The organism is Alcaligenes nematophilus, from assembly GCF_026344155.1.
GTDB lineage: Bacteria > Pseudomonadota > Gammaproteobacteria > Burkholderiales > Burkholderiaceae_B > Alcaligenes > Alcaligenes phenolicus.
Genome location: NZ_JAPKMZ010000005.1, coordinates 291,892 through 305,858, shown reverse-complemented (window position 1 = coordinate 305,858; position 13,967 = coordinate 291,892). Strand labels below are relative to the sequence as shown.

15 protein-coding genes and 1 pseudogene are annotated in these 13,967 nt (G+C 52.5%); 9 read left to right on the top strand and 7 right to left on the bottom strand.

Features of this window, described 5'->3' with window-relative positions; translation table 11 throughout:
* Window positions 1–95 precede the first annotated feature (95 nt).
* Together OSH04_RS15160 and OSH04_RS15155 are read left to right on the top strand one after the other, a co-directional pair.
* Complete coding sequence (locus tag OSH04_RS15160) at window positions 96–527, top strand: LexA family protein (protein WP_086068652.1); 432 nt, start codon at window positions 96–98, stop codon at window positions 525–527.
* A complete protein-coding gene (locus OSH04_RS15155; protein WP_086068653.1) occupies window positions 497–1,801 on the top strand; it encodes a Y-family DNA polymerase in 1,305 nt (434 codons plus the stop codon). Before OSH04_RS15160 ends, OSH04_RS15155 begins: the two co-directional genes overlap by 31 nt.
* A gap of 27 nt (window positions 1,802–1,828) precedes the next feature.
* Here the strand turns inward: OSH04_RS15155 and OSH04_RS15150 are convergent, their stop codons facing one another.
* Entirely contained in the window at window positions 1,829–2,104 is a 276-nt protein-coding gene (locus OSH04_RS15150; RefSeq protein ID WP_143243666.1) for a hypothetical protein, read from the bottom strand.
* 538 nt (window positions 2,105–2,642) lie between these two features.
* Between OSH04_RS15150 and OSH04_RS15145 the strand changes: the two genes are divergently transcribed.
* The 7 genes and pseudogenes from OSH04_RS15145 to OSH04_RS15115 form a co-directional block, all read left to right on the top strand.
* Complete coding sequence (locus OSH04_RS15145) at window positions 2,643–3,044, top strand: hypothetical protein (RefSeq protein WP_143243724.1); 402 nt, start codon at window positions 2,643–2,645, stop codon at window positions 3,042–3,044.
* Between the two features lie 19 nt (window positions 3,045–3,063).
* Entirely contained in the window at window positions 3,064–4,950 is a 1,887-nt protein-coding gene (locus OSH04_RS15140) for a ParB/RepB/Spo0J family partition protein (RefSeq protein ID WP_086070012.1), read from the top strand.
* A gap of 72 nt (window positions 4,951–5,022) precedes the next feature.
* On the top strand, window positions 5,023–5,334 hold the full coding sequence (locus tag OSH04_RS15135) for a hypothetical protein (protein ID WP_086070013.1): 312 nt from the start codon (window positions 5,023–5,025) through the stop codon (window positions 5,332–5,334).
* Between the two features lie 102 nt (window positions 5,335–5,436).
* Window positions 5,437–5,934 carry a hypothetical protein gene (locus OSH04_RS15130; RefSeq protein WP_143243725.1) on the top strand — a complete coding sequence of 166 codons (498 nt, stop codon included), beginning with the start codon at window positions 5,437–5,439 and terminating at the stop codon, window positions 5,932–5,934.
* Between the two features lie 85 nt (window positions 5,935–6,019).
* Window positions 6,020–6,523 (top strand): hypothetical protein, encoded by a 504-nt coding sequence (locus OSH04_RS15125; RefSeq protein WP_086070015.1) that lies wholly within the window; start codon window positions 6,020–6,022, stop codon window positions 6,521–6,523.
* An 86-nt stretch (window positions 6,524–6,609) separates the two neighbouring features.
* Window positions 6,610–6,969 carry a hypothetical protein gene (locus tag OSH04_RS15120; RefSeq protein WP_086070057.1) on the top strand — a complete coding sequence of 120 codons (360 nt, stop codon included), beginning with the start codon at window positions 6,610–6,612 and terminating at the stop codon, window positions 6,967–6,969.
* 813 nt (window positions 6,970–7,782) lie between these two features.
* Window positions 7,783–8,013: pseudogene (locus OSH04_RS15115) on the top strand (integrase core domain-containing protein); the annotation flags it as partial.
* 232 nt (window positions 8,014–8,245) lie between these two features.
* Here the strand turns inward: OSH04_RS15115 and OSH04_RS15110 are convergent.
* The 6 genes from OSH04_RS15110 to OSH04_RS15085 form a co-directional block, all read right to left on the bottom strand.
* Complete coding sequence (locus OSH04_RS15110; RefSeq protein ID WP_013743899.1) at window positions 8,246–9,115, bottom strand: LysR family transcriptional regulator; 870 nt, start codon at window positions 9,113–9,115, stop codon at window positions 8,246–8,248.
* Window positions 9,116–9,119: 4 nt separating this feature from the next.
* On the bottom strand, window positions 9,120–10,121 hold the full coding sequence (locus OSH04_RS15105) for a phosphonate dehydrogenase (RefSeq protein ID WP_026485313.1): 1,002 nt from the start codon (window positions 10,119–10,121) through the stop codon (window positions 9,120–9,122).
* A gap of 19 nt (window positions 10,122–10,140) precedes the next feature.
* The gene (gene phnC, locus OSH04_RS15100; protein ID WP_086069209.1) at window positions 10,141–10,941 is read right to left on the bottom strand and encodes a phosphonate ABC transporter ATP-binding protein; all 801 of its coding nucleotides are present in this window, start codon (window positions 10,939–10,941) and stop codon (window positions 10,141–10,143) included.
* 33 nt (window positions 10,942–10,974) lie between these two features.
* Window positions 10,975–11,823 carry a phosphonate ABC transporter, permease protein PhnE gene (phnE, locus tag OSH04_RS15095; RefSeq protein ID WP_013743895.1) on the bottom strand — a complete coding sequence of 283 codons (849 nt, stop codon included), beginning with the start codon at window positions 11,821–11,823 and terminating at the stop codon, window positions 10,975–10,977.
* Between the two features lie 123 nt (window positions 11,824–11,946).
* Window positions 11,947–12,843: a phosphate/phosphite/phosphonate ABC transporter substrate-binding protein gene (locus OSH04_RS15090; RefSeq protein WP_013743894.1), complete on the bottom strand. Its 897-nt coding sequence runs from the start codon at window positions 12,841–12,843 to the stop codon at window positions 11,947–11,949.
* 24 nt (window positions 12,844–12,867) lie between these two features.
* Entirely contained in the window at window positions 12,868–13,728 is an 861-nt protein-coding gene (locus tag OSH04_RS15085; protein WP_086069208.1) for a phytanoyl-CoA dioxygenase family protein, read from the bottom strand.
* Between the last annotated feature and the right edge of the window lie 239 nt (window positions 13,729–13,967).

The following is a 13,967-nucleotide window of genomic DNA, read 5'->3' as shown; positions in this document are numbered from 1 at the left end:
AAGAAAAGAGTCAAGGATAAGAAATGGTCAAAATGTAGCCGTGACATTTACTCTGTATCCTGCTAAATTGCTGTTTATTTATACAGCGTTTAGGCATGAACAGTATGCTACCTATCCCTCTTTCACAGTTACCGATACACGTATGGGCTACGCCAACAACAGTTCAGTGTGGGTTTCCCAGTCCTGCAGAGGATCATGCTCAGAAGCGCCTGGATTTGAATGAGCTGCTTGTTCAACAAGCTGACGCTACTTTTTTCATGCGTGTCCGCGGACCTTCAATGCGAGATGCCGGAATAGATGAAGGCGACTATGTTGTGATCGATCGCTCTATAGAGGCAAAACATGGTCACATTGTGCTCGCGGTTATTGATGGTGAGTTCACGATCAAACGTCTATTTCGTCGAGCAGGTCGGGTAAAGCTACAGGCCGCAAATCCTACATTTACTGATATCGAGTTCCGTGACGGTCAAGAGCTAGCAGTCTGGGGGGTTGTCACATGGACACTAAAAGGCCATCTACACGCATAGCCCTCATCGATGGAAACTCGTTCTATTGCTCTTGTGAGCGTGCAATGCGTCCGACGTATGAAGGGCGGCCACTTGTGGTGCTTTCAAACAATGACGGTTGCGCAATCGCTAGGACCCAAGAAGCTAAGGATCTTGGTATCGCGATGGGTGCGCCCTGGTTTCAAATCAAGCACCTTGCCGACACCCATGGATTAATCGCCTTGTCTGCCAATTTCAACTTATACGGTGATCTCAGCAATCGAATGATGAGCGTCATCGGGCAGTTCTCGCCTAAGCAAGAGATTTATTCCATAGATGAGTCATTTCTCGATCTGACTGGCATCCCGGGGTCCGGCCGGGAGATCGGCAGCGAAATCCGCCGGCGCGTGCGTCAATGGGTAGGCATCCCCACATGCGTGGGCATAGGGCCAACAAAGACGCTTGCGAAGCTCGCCAACCATCTTGCCAAGAAATTGCCACGTCTGCAGGGCGTGTGTGATTTGTCCGGCCTGGCCACCGGCGATCTGATGCGTGCTATCCGGCATGTGGCCATTGAAGATGTTTGGGGAGTAGGTAGAAAACTGGCCCCCAAGCTGCAAGCGTTGCATATCAATACCGCAGCCGATCTAGCCCAAGCTGACTGGCGTGTATTGCGTGACAGGTTCTCTATCGTCCTGGCCAAGACAGCACGTGAGTTGGCAGGGGAGCAATGTATGGAATGGGAGGACATGCCAGCCGAGAAGCAGCAAATCATGTGCTCAAGATCCTTCGGACGCCCAGTACTAGCGCTGCAGGACCTGGAGCAGGCGGTCAGCACATTCACGAGCCGCGCAGCTGAGAAGCTGCGGGCTCAAGATGGCGTGACGACGTCAATTCTTGTGTTCATTCGCACCAGCTATTTTCGGGATGATCCGCAGTACTCCGGCGGCACTGTTGTGCGTCTGTTGATACCTACAGATGACACAGCAAGCCTGGTGCAAGCCGCGTTGCAAGGGTTGCAGAAAATCTATCGGAAAGGCTTCAAATACGCAAAAGCCGGGATTTGTCTATTGGACCTTTCCTCGCAGCAACAAGCGTGTGCGCAGGGCAGCTTGTTTTCCACCCCAATGCTTAATACATCCGATAAACCTGCTCTTATGTCAGTGCTAGATGGTATCAACCAACGATACGGTCGTAGCACGATTGCAGCCGCCAGTTCGTTCGCACCAGTTGATGCTGTGTGGAAGATGAAGCAAGAACGCATGACACCAGCGTACACCACTGACTGGAGTCAAATTGTGGATGTTTGGAAATAGGTAAGCCTGAATGAAACGAGTAGCGGATTAAAGAGTGGTTTGCCGCAATATGAACGTAGCGATTGCCATAATAATGCCCCCAGCAAAATACATCGCAGCGTATAGCGCGTAGGGTGGTGGTTTCACTCCTTCCAAGGCTTTGGCTATCACGGGATCTGAAATCGGAGTATTACGGAGTTGCCAAAGCCGTACCGCACGATAAGCATGGAATACGCCAGCAGTAATGAGTCCTGCAGTAATTAACAAACCAATTGGTGGCACCCACCACATAGACGTTGTTAAAGGCTGAATTATTGCATTCATCAGTGTCCTCTTGATCAATAACTGCTAAATCGTCTGTCGTTGAGTTCAACGAGTTTCACTTAACTTTTTTGACTTCGGCCCTATTGGGCCTGCGCGCTTTGCTTGCCAGGGCCGCGGTGCGGCCTAGTTGGTGCGCTGCGCACAAAAGGCGCTCGCCGCGCGGCTGTGTTGCGTCCTCTCACTACTGGGCTACCGCGAATCCGATCTCGTCAGTCCGCCGCCCCAACAACGCCGACCGTACCACTCCAGGCCCGCACTCCAAGGGCTTTCGCGGCATAAACCGCTCGCTTCGCTCCCTATTTATTCCACGGTCCCTTTCCGTTTGTCCTTCCATGGTTCGGCACGGCACGGGCGGCGAACTAACGAGACCGGCGGCACACACCGCAAGCCGAAATGTAGAACGCAACACATATCTACAAATCGGGCTCGGAATCTTCGATCCCGGTCAGCGGTAAATCCTTGGAATGTTTAAAGGGGTGGTTTATGCAAGCGAAGAAAACACGGCTTAAAGGGTACATCGTAACCGTGAAAGACGGTGATGAAACTACTGAAACTCACTATGTGGTCAAACCGAATGGTGCTGTCCTTTTCAGTTCTGGCCACGACCCACAAGACCCCCGTTTTGGCCCACGAAATAGCGATGATTGGGGCCAGTCATCAACCTTGCCCGAATGCGCTGTGTTCGTTGGTTTTTTCTATATACACATTGCATAAAGAAGCCCCTGCTCGGGAGCAACCGAAACAGGGGCAGGCATCACACAACCTTGAAGGAGTTCACGTAATGCAAGTCGATCTTATCAAATTAGCCCAGGAATGGCGAGAGGCCCATGCGACTGCAACACCCTTTCGTTTGCCAGCGTTGACCGTTGCCCAGTTGGGCCGATTGTCCGCACTGCTTTCTGACGCATTGCCTGTCGTTGGCAATTCGACGGTTCATTGATTTAGTGGGAGTACGCACCATGAAACATAAGGCTATTCAACTTGACCCGCGCAAACTGATTGTCTCGGAGCAGTATCAAGCTCGCAAAACTGCAAGTCAGACACCGTTGCCTCAACTGGCTGACTCAATTGCGGCTATCGGCTTGCTTCATGCCCTGGCTGTGGTCAAAAGCAAAAAACGTGGTTTCCATGAGGTTATCGCTGGGGGACGACGCTTAGAGGCAATCCATCTTTTGCTAGACGATGGCCGCTGGCCGGAAGGCCAATCAGTCGCCGGTAATCTCTACGAGGAAGAAAATGCCTTGCTTGTGTCGATCACGGAGAACGTGCAGCGTGAGCAGATGCATCCGGCAGACGAGTTTGAATCATTTGCTGAGCTGATAGACCAAGGCAAAACCATTGAAGATGTGGCTGCCGCATTCGGTGTCACGGCAACCGTTGTGCGACGTCGCTTGCAGTTGGGCCGAGTGGCGCCAATATTGATGCAGGCATATCGTGACAACGAAGTGTCGCTGGACGCACTGATGGCCTATGCAATGACGGACAATCAAGAGCGTCAAGTGCAGGTGTATTCCAATCTGGATATGTGGGACAGAAAAAATCCCCGTGTTATCCGCAGCATGATTGAAGAGGCCATGACAGCCAATCACCGGCTTGTGCATTTTATCGGCCTGGACACTTATCAAGCGGCCGGCGGCGGTGTGACGCGAGATTTGTTTGCCGAAGAAAGTGACTTGAACGGCATTTACCTAACTGACAGAGCGTTGGTTGATCAACTGGCGCTTGGCAAGCTGCAAGAGACTGCGGATAGTTTGATGGCGCAGGGTTGGGCCTGGGCAGATGTGACGCTTGATACTGAGCCATTCAGCAGTCGCTATGGTCGTGTTTATCCCGAACCGGTTGAGCTGACCCCGGAGCAGCAGGCGACGGTTGCCCAGTTGAAAACCCAAGAAAAATCGCTGATGCATGAGATAGCGATTCTGGAAGAAGAGGAAGAAAAGGCTGATGAAGGTGAATGGCGAGCATTGAATCAGCAGCTTGACGAGTTGCAAGAGCAAATCCGTGCAATCGAAGACCAGTGTGAAGCCTATACCGACAGCCAGAAAAAAGTTGCAGGTTGCATTGTTCGTCTGGATTACCAAGGTGTACTGGACGTAGTTGAAGGTCTGATTCGCCCAGAAGATCGTGCGCAGGCTCAGGAGCAGCAACAAGAAGCTGACGGAGTAGGACGTGTTTCCCTACCAGCAGTGAAAACCCGCCCAACGCATTCTGAACGCTTGGTGCGCCAGTTGACCGCCAATAAAACAGCCATTGTGCAAGCCGCCTTGGCTAACAATCCTAACGTGGCCCTGGCCGTGCTGGTTGCTCAGCTGGCTCGTCGTCATTTCGGTGCTGGCTATTACAGTCACGGTGGCTTTGGCTTAGGCATTTCGACGAGTTGCGAACCCTTGGCGTCAGACGCGCCAGACTTCACGGAAAGCCGCGCTGGTCAGGAGTTAGCGCGTATAGAGCAGCATTGGGGCGATGTGATTACTCCAGGTAGCGATGGCGGCGAGTTGGCCTGGGCATTGAACCAAGATACTGAAACGTTGCTTGAGTTGTTGGCCTACTTGGTGGCGACCACTGTACAGGGTATCCAGCACCAAGAGTCCAGCAAGGCGAACGCGCTTGATCAACTAGCTGGATTGCTGAACATCCAGATGCCCGAGTGGTGGAGCGCTACAAGTGAAACCTACCTAAGCCATGTCTCGAAAGATCGGTTGGTGGAAGCCGTTTCCGAAGGGGCTTCGCCCGAGCAAGCCGCACCGTTGGTGCGGATGAAGAAAAAAGAGGCGATTGACGCCGCAGAGAAAGCGCTTGCGGGTACTAATTGGCTGCCATCAATCATGGCTATTAAACAGAACTGAGTGCTAGGGAAGCTACCCCGCTTTGGGGTAGCTCATAGGCAGTGAAATAACTTATTTAGTGGAGTTAAGGCAATGAGCACAACGGAAAAATGGTGGAAATATTACTCAATACACATCAGCACGAATCTGGTGGTTCTGTTGCTAAGCATTGCAGGGCTTTATGATTTCGTGCATGACGACCCTGCTGATGCTGTGTACGTATCGGTTATTGCGTTGCTTGGCCCCTACCCGTACTTTGTGGGAATCGCTCTGAGTATCAGTGTGCTTGCTTTTACCTATTCCAGAGCGGATGAGTGTACCGAAGGTCAGGCGTTTGCGTTGGCTGGAGTTGTGTTTACGGGGCTTCTTGCGGGCCTGGTGTTCTCCAATTGGTTTTTCTCCTAAACCGGCAGTGGTACACGTATCCGTAGTTTTTTATCAAGGTTAAACCGGGCTGCTAGCGTCTTGATGGCTGGCGCTGGCAGTCTTAATACACGAGGTGATGATATGAATTTGGCAACAGGGCCATTCGATATGCTTTTTAATCATGGTGGCTGGCGTGAGTTTTTGGAAGCGTCAGGGCCACACCTGGCACTCATGATCTTGTGTGGTGTTGGGTTGATGGTAATCCTATGGGGGACAGCAAAAGAACGTCCGGGCCTAGTGCTGCTCGGTTTATCTTTGGGCGGACTCCCTCTTCTAGCGCTGATTGCCTGCAATGTTTTCAGAGGGATCATGGCGCTTCTCCTGTTCCTGATTCTGATTGCAGTTGCAATGGTGTATAGCTCAATGTCAGCCGTAAAAAAACGTGAAGAACTAGGCGGTGACCCGGCAGTCGAGTACACGAAGATCAACGAGGACGGAAGCACGCATACGCTCCTGGTTGGCAGGACGGCCTACGGCGCGGGTCACGTCCTGTCCGGAGGGCATAAGCCAGTGCGCGTGGTGGAAGCCGCCCAACCTACCAGTTCGCCGCGTGATCAGAGTGGCGACTCTGCCCCGTAGTAAATGACAGCACCAGCAGCAAGCGCTTTGCGAGGCAGAGCGCTTGCGCGGGGATTGTCCCGACGCAACAAGGAAAGGAAATGATATGAATTCAGCAACTGGGCCATTCGATATGTTTTTTAATCATGGTGGCTGGCGTGAGTTTTTTGAAACGTCAGGGCCACACCTGGCATTCATAATCCTGTGTGGTGTTGGGTCAATTCTAATCGGGTGGGGGTTAGTAAAAGAACGTCAGGGGCTGGTGCTGGTCGGTTTACTTTTGGGCGGTCTCGCTATTCCGACAATCATGATTGACTGGAATATTTTCAATGGGATCATGGCGCTTTTCCTGTTCCTAATCCTGATTGCAGTCGCAATGGTGTATAGCTCAATGTCAGCCGTAAAAAAACGTGAAGAACAAGGCGGTGGCCCTGCCGTCGAGTACACGAAGATCAATGAAGACGGAAGCACGCATACGCATCTGATCGGCAAGACAGCCTACGGCAAGGGCCATGCCCCGGCCGCAGGGCACAAACCGATGCGAGTGGTGGAAGCCGCCCGTCCCGCCAGTTCGCCGCGTGACGAGAGTGACGACTCTACCCCGCAGTAAATGACAGCACCAGCAGCAAGCGCTTTGCCCTGGCAGGACGCTTGCGCGGGGATTGTCCAGTTACTCATTACTCAAAGGGTATCAATATGAATTACGCAGCTATGCAGGACGCATTATTTTGGATAGTTGTTTTTTTAGTCATTATCTCTGCAATTGTAGGTGTCTTATATATTTGTTTGACTCCAGCCCCCGATAGCGAGAGCACGGCTAACCAAGGCGCTTGCGCGGTGGTCGCCCCGAATACTCAGGAAAAGAAAATGAAATTTTTATCAAACTCAATAAGTGCATTGTTTTTAGGTGGGGTTTTAGGAGTACTGTTTTGGGCATTTTTAAATGGAATATCTGTTACCGGAGTGCCCATTTATCTGATTGCCGGTAGCTTCGGCGTACTTGCTTGGGCCGCGATGTGGAACGGGTGGGAAATAGGAAGGGAGCAGAATTTGTGAGAAAACGCACTATACAACTTATGCTTATTTAAATGCGTTATAAAAATAGCCCCCGTCCGTGTAAATCCGAAAAACTAATTCAAAGTTTTTCGTTCTAGTAGTTCAACGGTTTTTTTTCCGTTCTGGTATATCCCAGAAAGTACGAACCAGAAGCCACCGATGATTGCACCTGTCACGATTCCAGCGATCGTTCCGAGGATGGGCATCGCGAATGTACCAATAATTGCCATAATTACTACGAGTGCAATCATTAACCAGTCATTAATTTTGATTAGAAAATTAGCCACCATATATCCTTTTAATAAAAAAACGAAAAAAACATTATAAGCATTTCTCCCGGTTTTTTTATTTTCATTAAAGGATTTCAGCCCTTCGGGTAACGATCCTTCACACCTCCGGCCCATTGGGCCTGCGCGCTTTGCTTGCCAGGGCCGCGGTGCGGCCTAGTTGGTGTGCTGCGCACAAAAGGCGCTCGCCGCGCGGCTGTGTTGCGTCCTCTCACTACTGGGCTACCGCGAATCCGATCTCGTCAGTCCGCCGCCCCAACAACGCCGACCGTACCACTCCAGGCCCGCACTCCAAGTGCTTTCGCGGCATAAACCGCTCGCTTCGCTCCCTATTTATTCCACGGTCCCTTTCCGTTTGTCCTTCCATGGTTCGGCACGGCACGGGCGGCGAACTAACGAGACCGGCGGCACACACCGCAAGCCGAAATGTAGAACGCAACACATATCTACAAATCGGGCTCGGAATCTTCGATCCCGGTCAGCGGTAAATCCTCTTGTGAATTAATTTTTTTGGAAGCAGTCATCATGGCAGCACGGCACCACCGAAAGTTTCAATGGCAAACTGCGTGACGAGTGCTTCAGTCTGGAATGGTTTCGCAACCGGATCGAGGCCAGAATCGTCATCGCGGATTGGCGGCGCCATTACAACGAGGTACGACCGCATTCCAGCTTGGGCTACCTGACGCCGTTGCAAATGGCCCAAAGCTTGAGGAACTGTTTATCAATCCATGCCATTTCCCAAATGGCGGTGGTATGAAAAAACGGAGCAGGTCACTTTATCGGGATGAGAGGCTAGACTTCAAAGGTTTTGTCCTCAAAATTTCAAGAGCCAGTCGTTTGACTGGCTATTTTGTTTGTTGCCCTTGCCCATATCTTTCACTCCGTCGTAGCCGAAGCTGCCGTGGAAAGAATCGGTGTGGCGACGCCACAGCCCGAACTTCGGCGCCCAGGGTCGGCGGCGGCATTACAAGCCGAGCTCACAAGCCGATTTAGTGCGGACGGCTCAAAAGTATGTCGACGAAAGCAGCGATGGACGGATGCTTCAGCATGCCATTCCGAAACACGATGTAGATCTCCTTCCGGGGCGGATCGCCCTCAAAGGGAACCGTTGAAAACAAGACAAGTCGGGACTCGTTCTCGACGGACGCTTTCATCACGACTGATATCCCCAGTCCTGCCTGCACAGCACTTTTTACAGCGGCGGTACTGCCCAGTTGCAAGGAAACACTCAGCGTATTTGCCCGTGTACCGAGATACTGCCGAAGGACCCGTCCGGTGCCCGAGCCCGCCTCGCCTCCGATCAAGACTTGGTTTTCAAGCTGGTTCGGCCCAACACTCCGCATGCCCGCCCACGGATGCCCCAGCGGTACGATAAGTACCAGCTCTTCTCGTCGCCACAGCTTGGCAGCGAATCCCGGGCGCTCGTCCCATCTTTCGACGACAGCGATGTCCAGGTCGTAATTCTCTATGGTCCGCGCTATCGCCTCGTTTCTATCGATGACCACCTTGACTGAAAATGGCGTTCGCTCTTCAAACTCTTTTATATATGGCTGAAGCAAGTATATGCCCGTGTTAGAACTCGCACCAATCGTGATTTCATCTTTCTTTTCAAATAGAGTTCCGGCTTTACACGCCAGGTTGACGAGCTGTTGCGCATACGGCAAAAAAGTTTCACCCTCGGCTGTCAAGCTGCAACCGGCATTGCTTCGCACGATCACTTCCATCTTAAGCGACTCTTCAAGCTTCTTGATATGCTGCGTCACCGTCGACTGCGAAATGTCGAGTTGTTTTGCGGCGTCGCGGAAGCCCCCGGCTGCGACTACGGCCAGAAAACTCTCAACGTGATCGAGATTAATCACTCAGTCATCTCCCCGCTCCAACATGGTTGACCGCTCCGCGTGGAATGCGCCCTTGCAACGCTTCGAGGATACTGAGGGCGGCTTCACGCTCGATTTCCATCCGTACCGATTTGACCGCCGAACCCAGGTGAGGCGTAAAGAATGTGGGTAAAGCAGGATCAAGCAATTCGTCAGGAATAGAATGCGGCCTGTCGGGACGCGCCCATTCCTCCATCTCGAAGACGTCTGCGGCGTAACCGCCCAGATGCCCCGTCCGAAGCGCATGCACCACGGCCCGCTCATCTACGATGGAGCCGCGACAGGCATTGACGAGGTACGCACCGGGCTTCATGCGGTCTAATGCCCGAGCATTTATGGTGTGGTGGGTATCTGACGACATCGGCAGCATGGGAATGATGAAATCGCTTGTCGCCAATAGCTGGTCCAGCGATGTTCTGCTCGCATTCCATGCCCTTTCCGACTCTTGCGGCAAAGGCTGCGGATCCGTGTACTGAATTTGCATATCGAAGGCGGCCAGCCGCTTTGCGACCGCCCGCCCGACCGCTCCCGTCCCAATGATGCCGGCGGTTTTACCCGTCAAACCTGTGCCATAAAACCGCGGGGTCCAACCATTGAACTGGCGTGATCGAATGTAATTATCACCTTGCAGCATATTCCGTGTGATGCTCAGCAACAGGCCAATCGTTAGTTCAGCTGTGGGACTCGTAAGCAAATCAGGAACAATCGTAAACCAAATCCCATGGCGGGTACATGCCTCGACATCAAAGTTGTCATATCCTTTAAGCGCGGCGCCGATGACCTTCAGATTGGGGCACGCGGATAGAAAATCCGCATCTATGCTATCCGGCATAAACACCATCATCCCGTCCGCATCATTGGTGCGCAACAGTACCTCTTCCCGCGACATGGTTGAATCGGACTGATTGGAAATTACTTCAGCGGCGGTCTCAAGGAGGGCCAGCGTGTCAGGGTGGATTCGATGCGTTGTTACGATTCTTGGTTTCATGGGACCTCTGAGGAACGAACTACGCGACATGCCGCTGCAACGGCTCGTCTCTGTCGCTGTGTACGGCACGCTGCTGATAAATGGATCGTATCTTTTGCATCATGCCTTGATTATTCGGTTGGTTAGCCATATTCAAACTGATTCGCCCATCCCGCAATCCCACGACTCGATCAGACACTTCAAGTGCCAGGTCTACCTGGTGCAGGCTGCACAGGACCGCGACATTAAGATCTGTAGCCGCGGCTTTCAGCGTTTGCAGAACCGAGCGCGCCGTCAGCGGATCGAGGCTGGAGACGGGTTCGTCCGCAATAATAATCTTGGGCTTCTGCGCCAAGGCTCGCGCTATCGCAATACGCTGTTGCTGACCGCCTGACAGCAGTTGCGTAGGCGTGTTTGCATAATCGAGCATGCCGACCCGGTCCAGACATTCGAACGCGAGCACTTTGTCAGCCCGGCTGAAGCTTTTCAATGTGACGCGCCAAATGGGCATCTCTGCCAGACGCGCACCCAATACATTCTCGAGTGCTGAGAACCTTTTCACCAGGTGCAGTTGTTGGAACACGAACCCGATCTGGCCACGTACTGCCCGCAGACGCGCCGGAGACAGTTCATGTATGGATTCTCCGAGCGCCACGATAGAACCGGAGTCAATCGGCTCAAGGCCAGTGAGACATCGGAAAAGCGTCGACTTCCCTGCCCCGCTTGTGCCGAGCAAGGCAACCATTGAGCCGTGACGTACTTCGAAGTCAATCGATTCCAGGACAACTTTATTGCCGTATGACTTACCGACATTCTTTAACTGCAACGCTACATCTTTCATTGCGAACCGCCCTTCCAGTAATACGTGAAGCAATCAGTTATTCGCAGGGAGAGTTTCGAATCCCTCGCGTTTTGTGTCCAATATCAAGTACCTGAGCCGGTCACTGATGAAATCGATTGCCGACACCATCAGCAATACAACCGCCAGTACCGTAATCATCTTGTTGAATTCCAACAAGTCCACAGTATCTTTCAGGGTCTGCCCAATTCCACCTGCGCCTACGATGCCCAGTACTGTGGACGTTCTGACACTGAATTCCCAAATGTATAGAACGCTCGCGATCAGGTGCGGCATAACATCCGGGATCAGACCGTAGCGGATAATCTTTGCCCTGCTGGCACCGGTCAAGGCGAGCGCATCCAATGGCCCTTGGTCAACGGGCTCGATGGCTTCAGCAAACATTTTGCCGATTGCCCCTACCATGTGGAAAGTAATGGCCAGTACGCCGGAGAACGGACCGAAGCCCACTGCTGCTACAAATACAAGTGCATAGACAAATGTCTCCGTGCCGCGGCTGGCGTTCAAGATGGCGCGGGATACCCGATAGGTCCACTTGTTCGGACAGGTATTACGCGCAGCCATGAGTGCCAGCGGAAATGCCATGATTGTGGCGAATATCGTGCCAATCGTCGCCATGGCGAGCGTCTCGCCAGCCCCTTTTAGAATGACGTCCAGGTCGCTCAGGTCGGGTGGAAACATCTGCACGACGAATGACCATAGTCTCGGTAAACCGGCGCCTAGCTTCTGGAATTCTATCTGACACACGTACCAGGCCACTGCCAGCAAACTGAGTACTACGACCGACGTTGCAAAATGCCGCTTTCTCCTGGCTACGTCCCTCTTGACATTAGCCAGCATGACTTCTTCGATTCGCTGATTCATTGGTTCATCCTCTGTGGTATCGCGATGCGCGCCCGTATGTTCGTGCAGCGGAGACAAGGAGCTGGCGTGCGTCAGTCCACCTTGTCGTCCGCTGCCCTCATCCAAGAACGGACCCCTCGTGCTTTATAGTTTTCCCAGGATGCGGCCGGCGTCTTCGATTACCTTGTAATCGCTGTGCTTTGCCTTCACGAAGCCGTTATAGCCCGAGCCCATCAGCGACTGTGCTTTCTCTTCGGACAAGGACGTCAGTATTTCCGTGATGCGCGCTTTCAGAGCAGGATCAAAATCCTTCGGCACGGATATCGCGTCGTTCGGCAGCTTGCTGGATTCCCACACGATCTTGGACTTCGAAGGATCGATTTGACCCGCTTCGATCATCCCGTTCCGGCCCCGATCCATATCGGATCCGAGGTCGATCAGTCCGTGCTGAATCTGTGATTCGTTCTGGCCAAACGTGGCACCTTCACGATATTCAAAATAGCTCGCAGGGTCGATGCCGATGCTCTTGAAGTACGCCATCGGGATGAGCCAGCCAGAAGTGTTGCCCTGATCACTGAGTGACAGCTTCAAACCCTTCGCGTCCTCGGGCCATTTTTTGATCGGCAGATCGGCGCGACCGACAATGAGGGCTTTGTAGAACGGCTCCCCGCGGTACTTGGCCGTTGCAAGCACTTCGGTGCCGGCCTTTTTATTCGACAAGACATAGCCCCAGGGTCCGAGCCAGCCCACATCGACATGGCCATTTGTCATTGCCACAGATATTGCCGCCCAGCTTTCCGGGGAGACGATTTCATAGGTCGCGCCGAGCTGGTCGGCGAGATACTTGAATATCGGCTCAAACTCTTTGATGGTCTGGCTAGGCGTTGGACGCACCGGCGCAATTGCAAAACGCAGGTGAAGTTTACCATTGACAACCTCAGCTGCCTGCGCGGGTGTGCACACTATGATTGTGGCGATAAAGGCAAGAATGGCGCGCGTTAACGCCTTCTTGAATTTCGAAAACAGAGTAAAAACTTGCATTATGAGCTCAGTGAGTTAAAGACTTCAGTAGTACTTTTGAGTCAAAGCTCGTTGACTTTCAAAGATGCGATCACCGTACATCGACAACGGATACGGGACAGTCAAAGGGAGTTCCACCATGCGCGGGAATACGGTGGATCGGCCAGAGACCATGAGGCTTTCATAATCCCCATAGTTGCCACAGCCCAGAAGTGGCCAGGCATCAGCCGCGGCATAGCCGATGAGCAGAAAACGCCGCCTGATCGTTGAGTGGTTTGGGCCTGAACCATGAAGGGTCCGGACGTGATGCAACGTGACAGTTCCTACGGGTCCCGTCAGTAACTCCCCTTCTGTCGGGTCGAGCGCTTCGTCCCAGTTGGAGCGAGAGATCGCGTGGCAAAACTCGCCCGTCTCGACGTTCCGGTGGTCGTACACTTTTCCTTTGTGGGAGCCTGGCAAGCATGCCATCGCGCCATTTTTCTCACTTGTCTCGTCGAGGAAAATTCCGAGAGTAAGAAAATCATCGTTTGTGTGGGGATAGAATGCCCAGTCCTGATGCCACTGGACTGGCGCGCCTGATGGCGGCTTGAAGTTGATTTTGCTATTGTGCAAACGGATGTTTTCGCCCAGGAAATGCCGAAGCAAATCGACGATTTTTTCCGACCTGACCAAAGAATCTATTGCATCGAAATAAAGGTGAGGATTCTCGACGCGACGCAGTAGCTTCGTCGTCTCGCCATTCTTCTTTTCGAACTGGTAAGTCTCATTGTCCGAAGCTACGCCAATAGCTCCCAATTCAATTTGCTTGACGTCTTCAAGAATCTTCGCTATTTCCTCCGCGGAGAAAAAGCTTTCAATCTTCGTATATCCCTTGTCGAGATATTCGCGTTGCTGCTCTGCAAACATGGTGATGCTCCGAGGTCTTCCAACGAATAATCGGGAGGGCAAACTGCGGCTCCTTCCGGCATGCTGATTCGATCATGTAATCAATAAGTAACTTTGATCTACAGATCGATCATGAAAGGATGGTAGATCGTCGGTATGACATAGGCATGACAGCGGGACGCGGAATGCAACACAGAAGGATGGTCGCAGCGCCTGGCAAGCGCCGCCCGTGTCGCTTTCTGCCTACGTCACAATAGGCC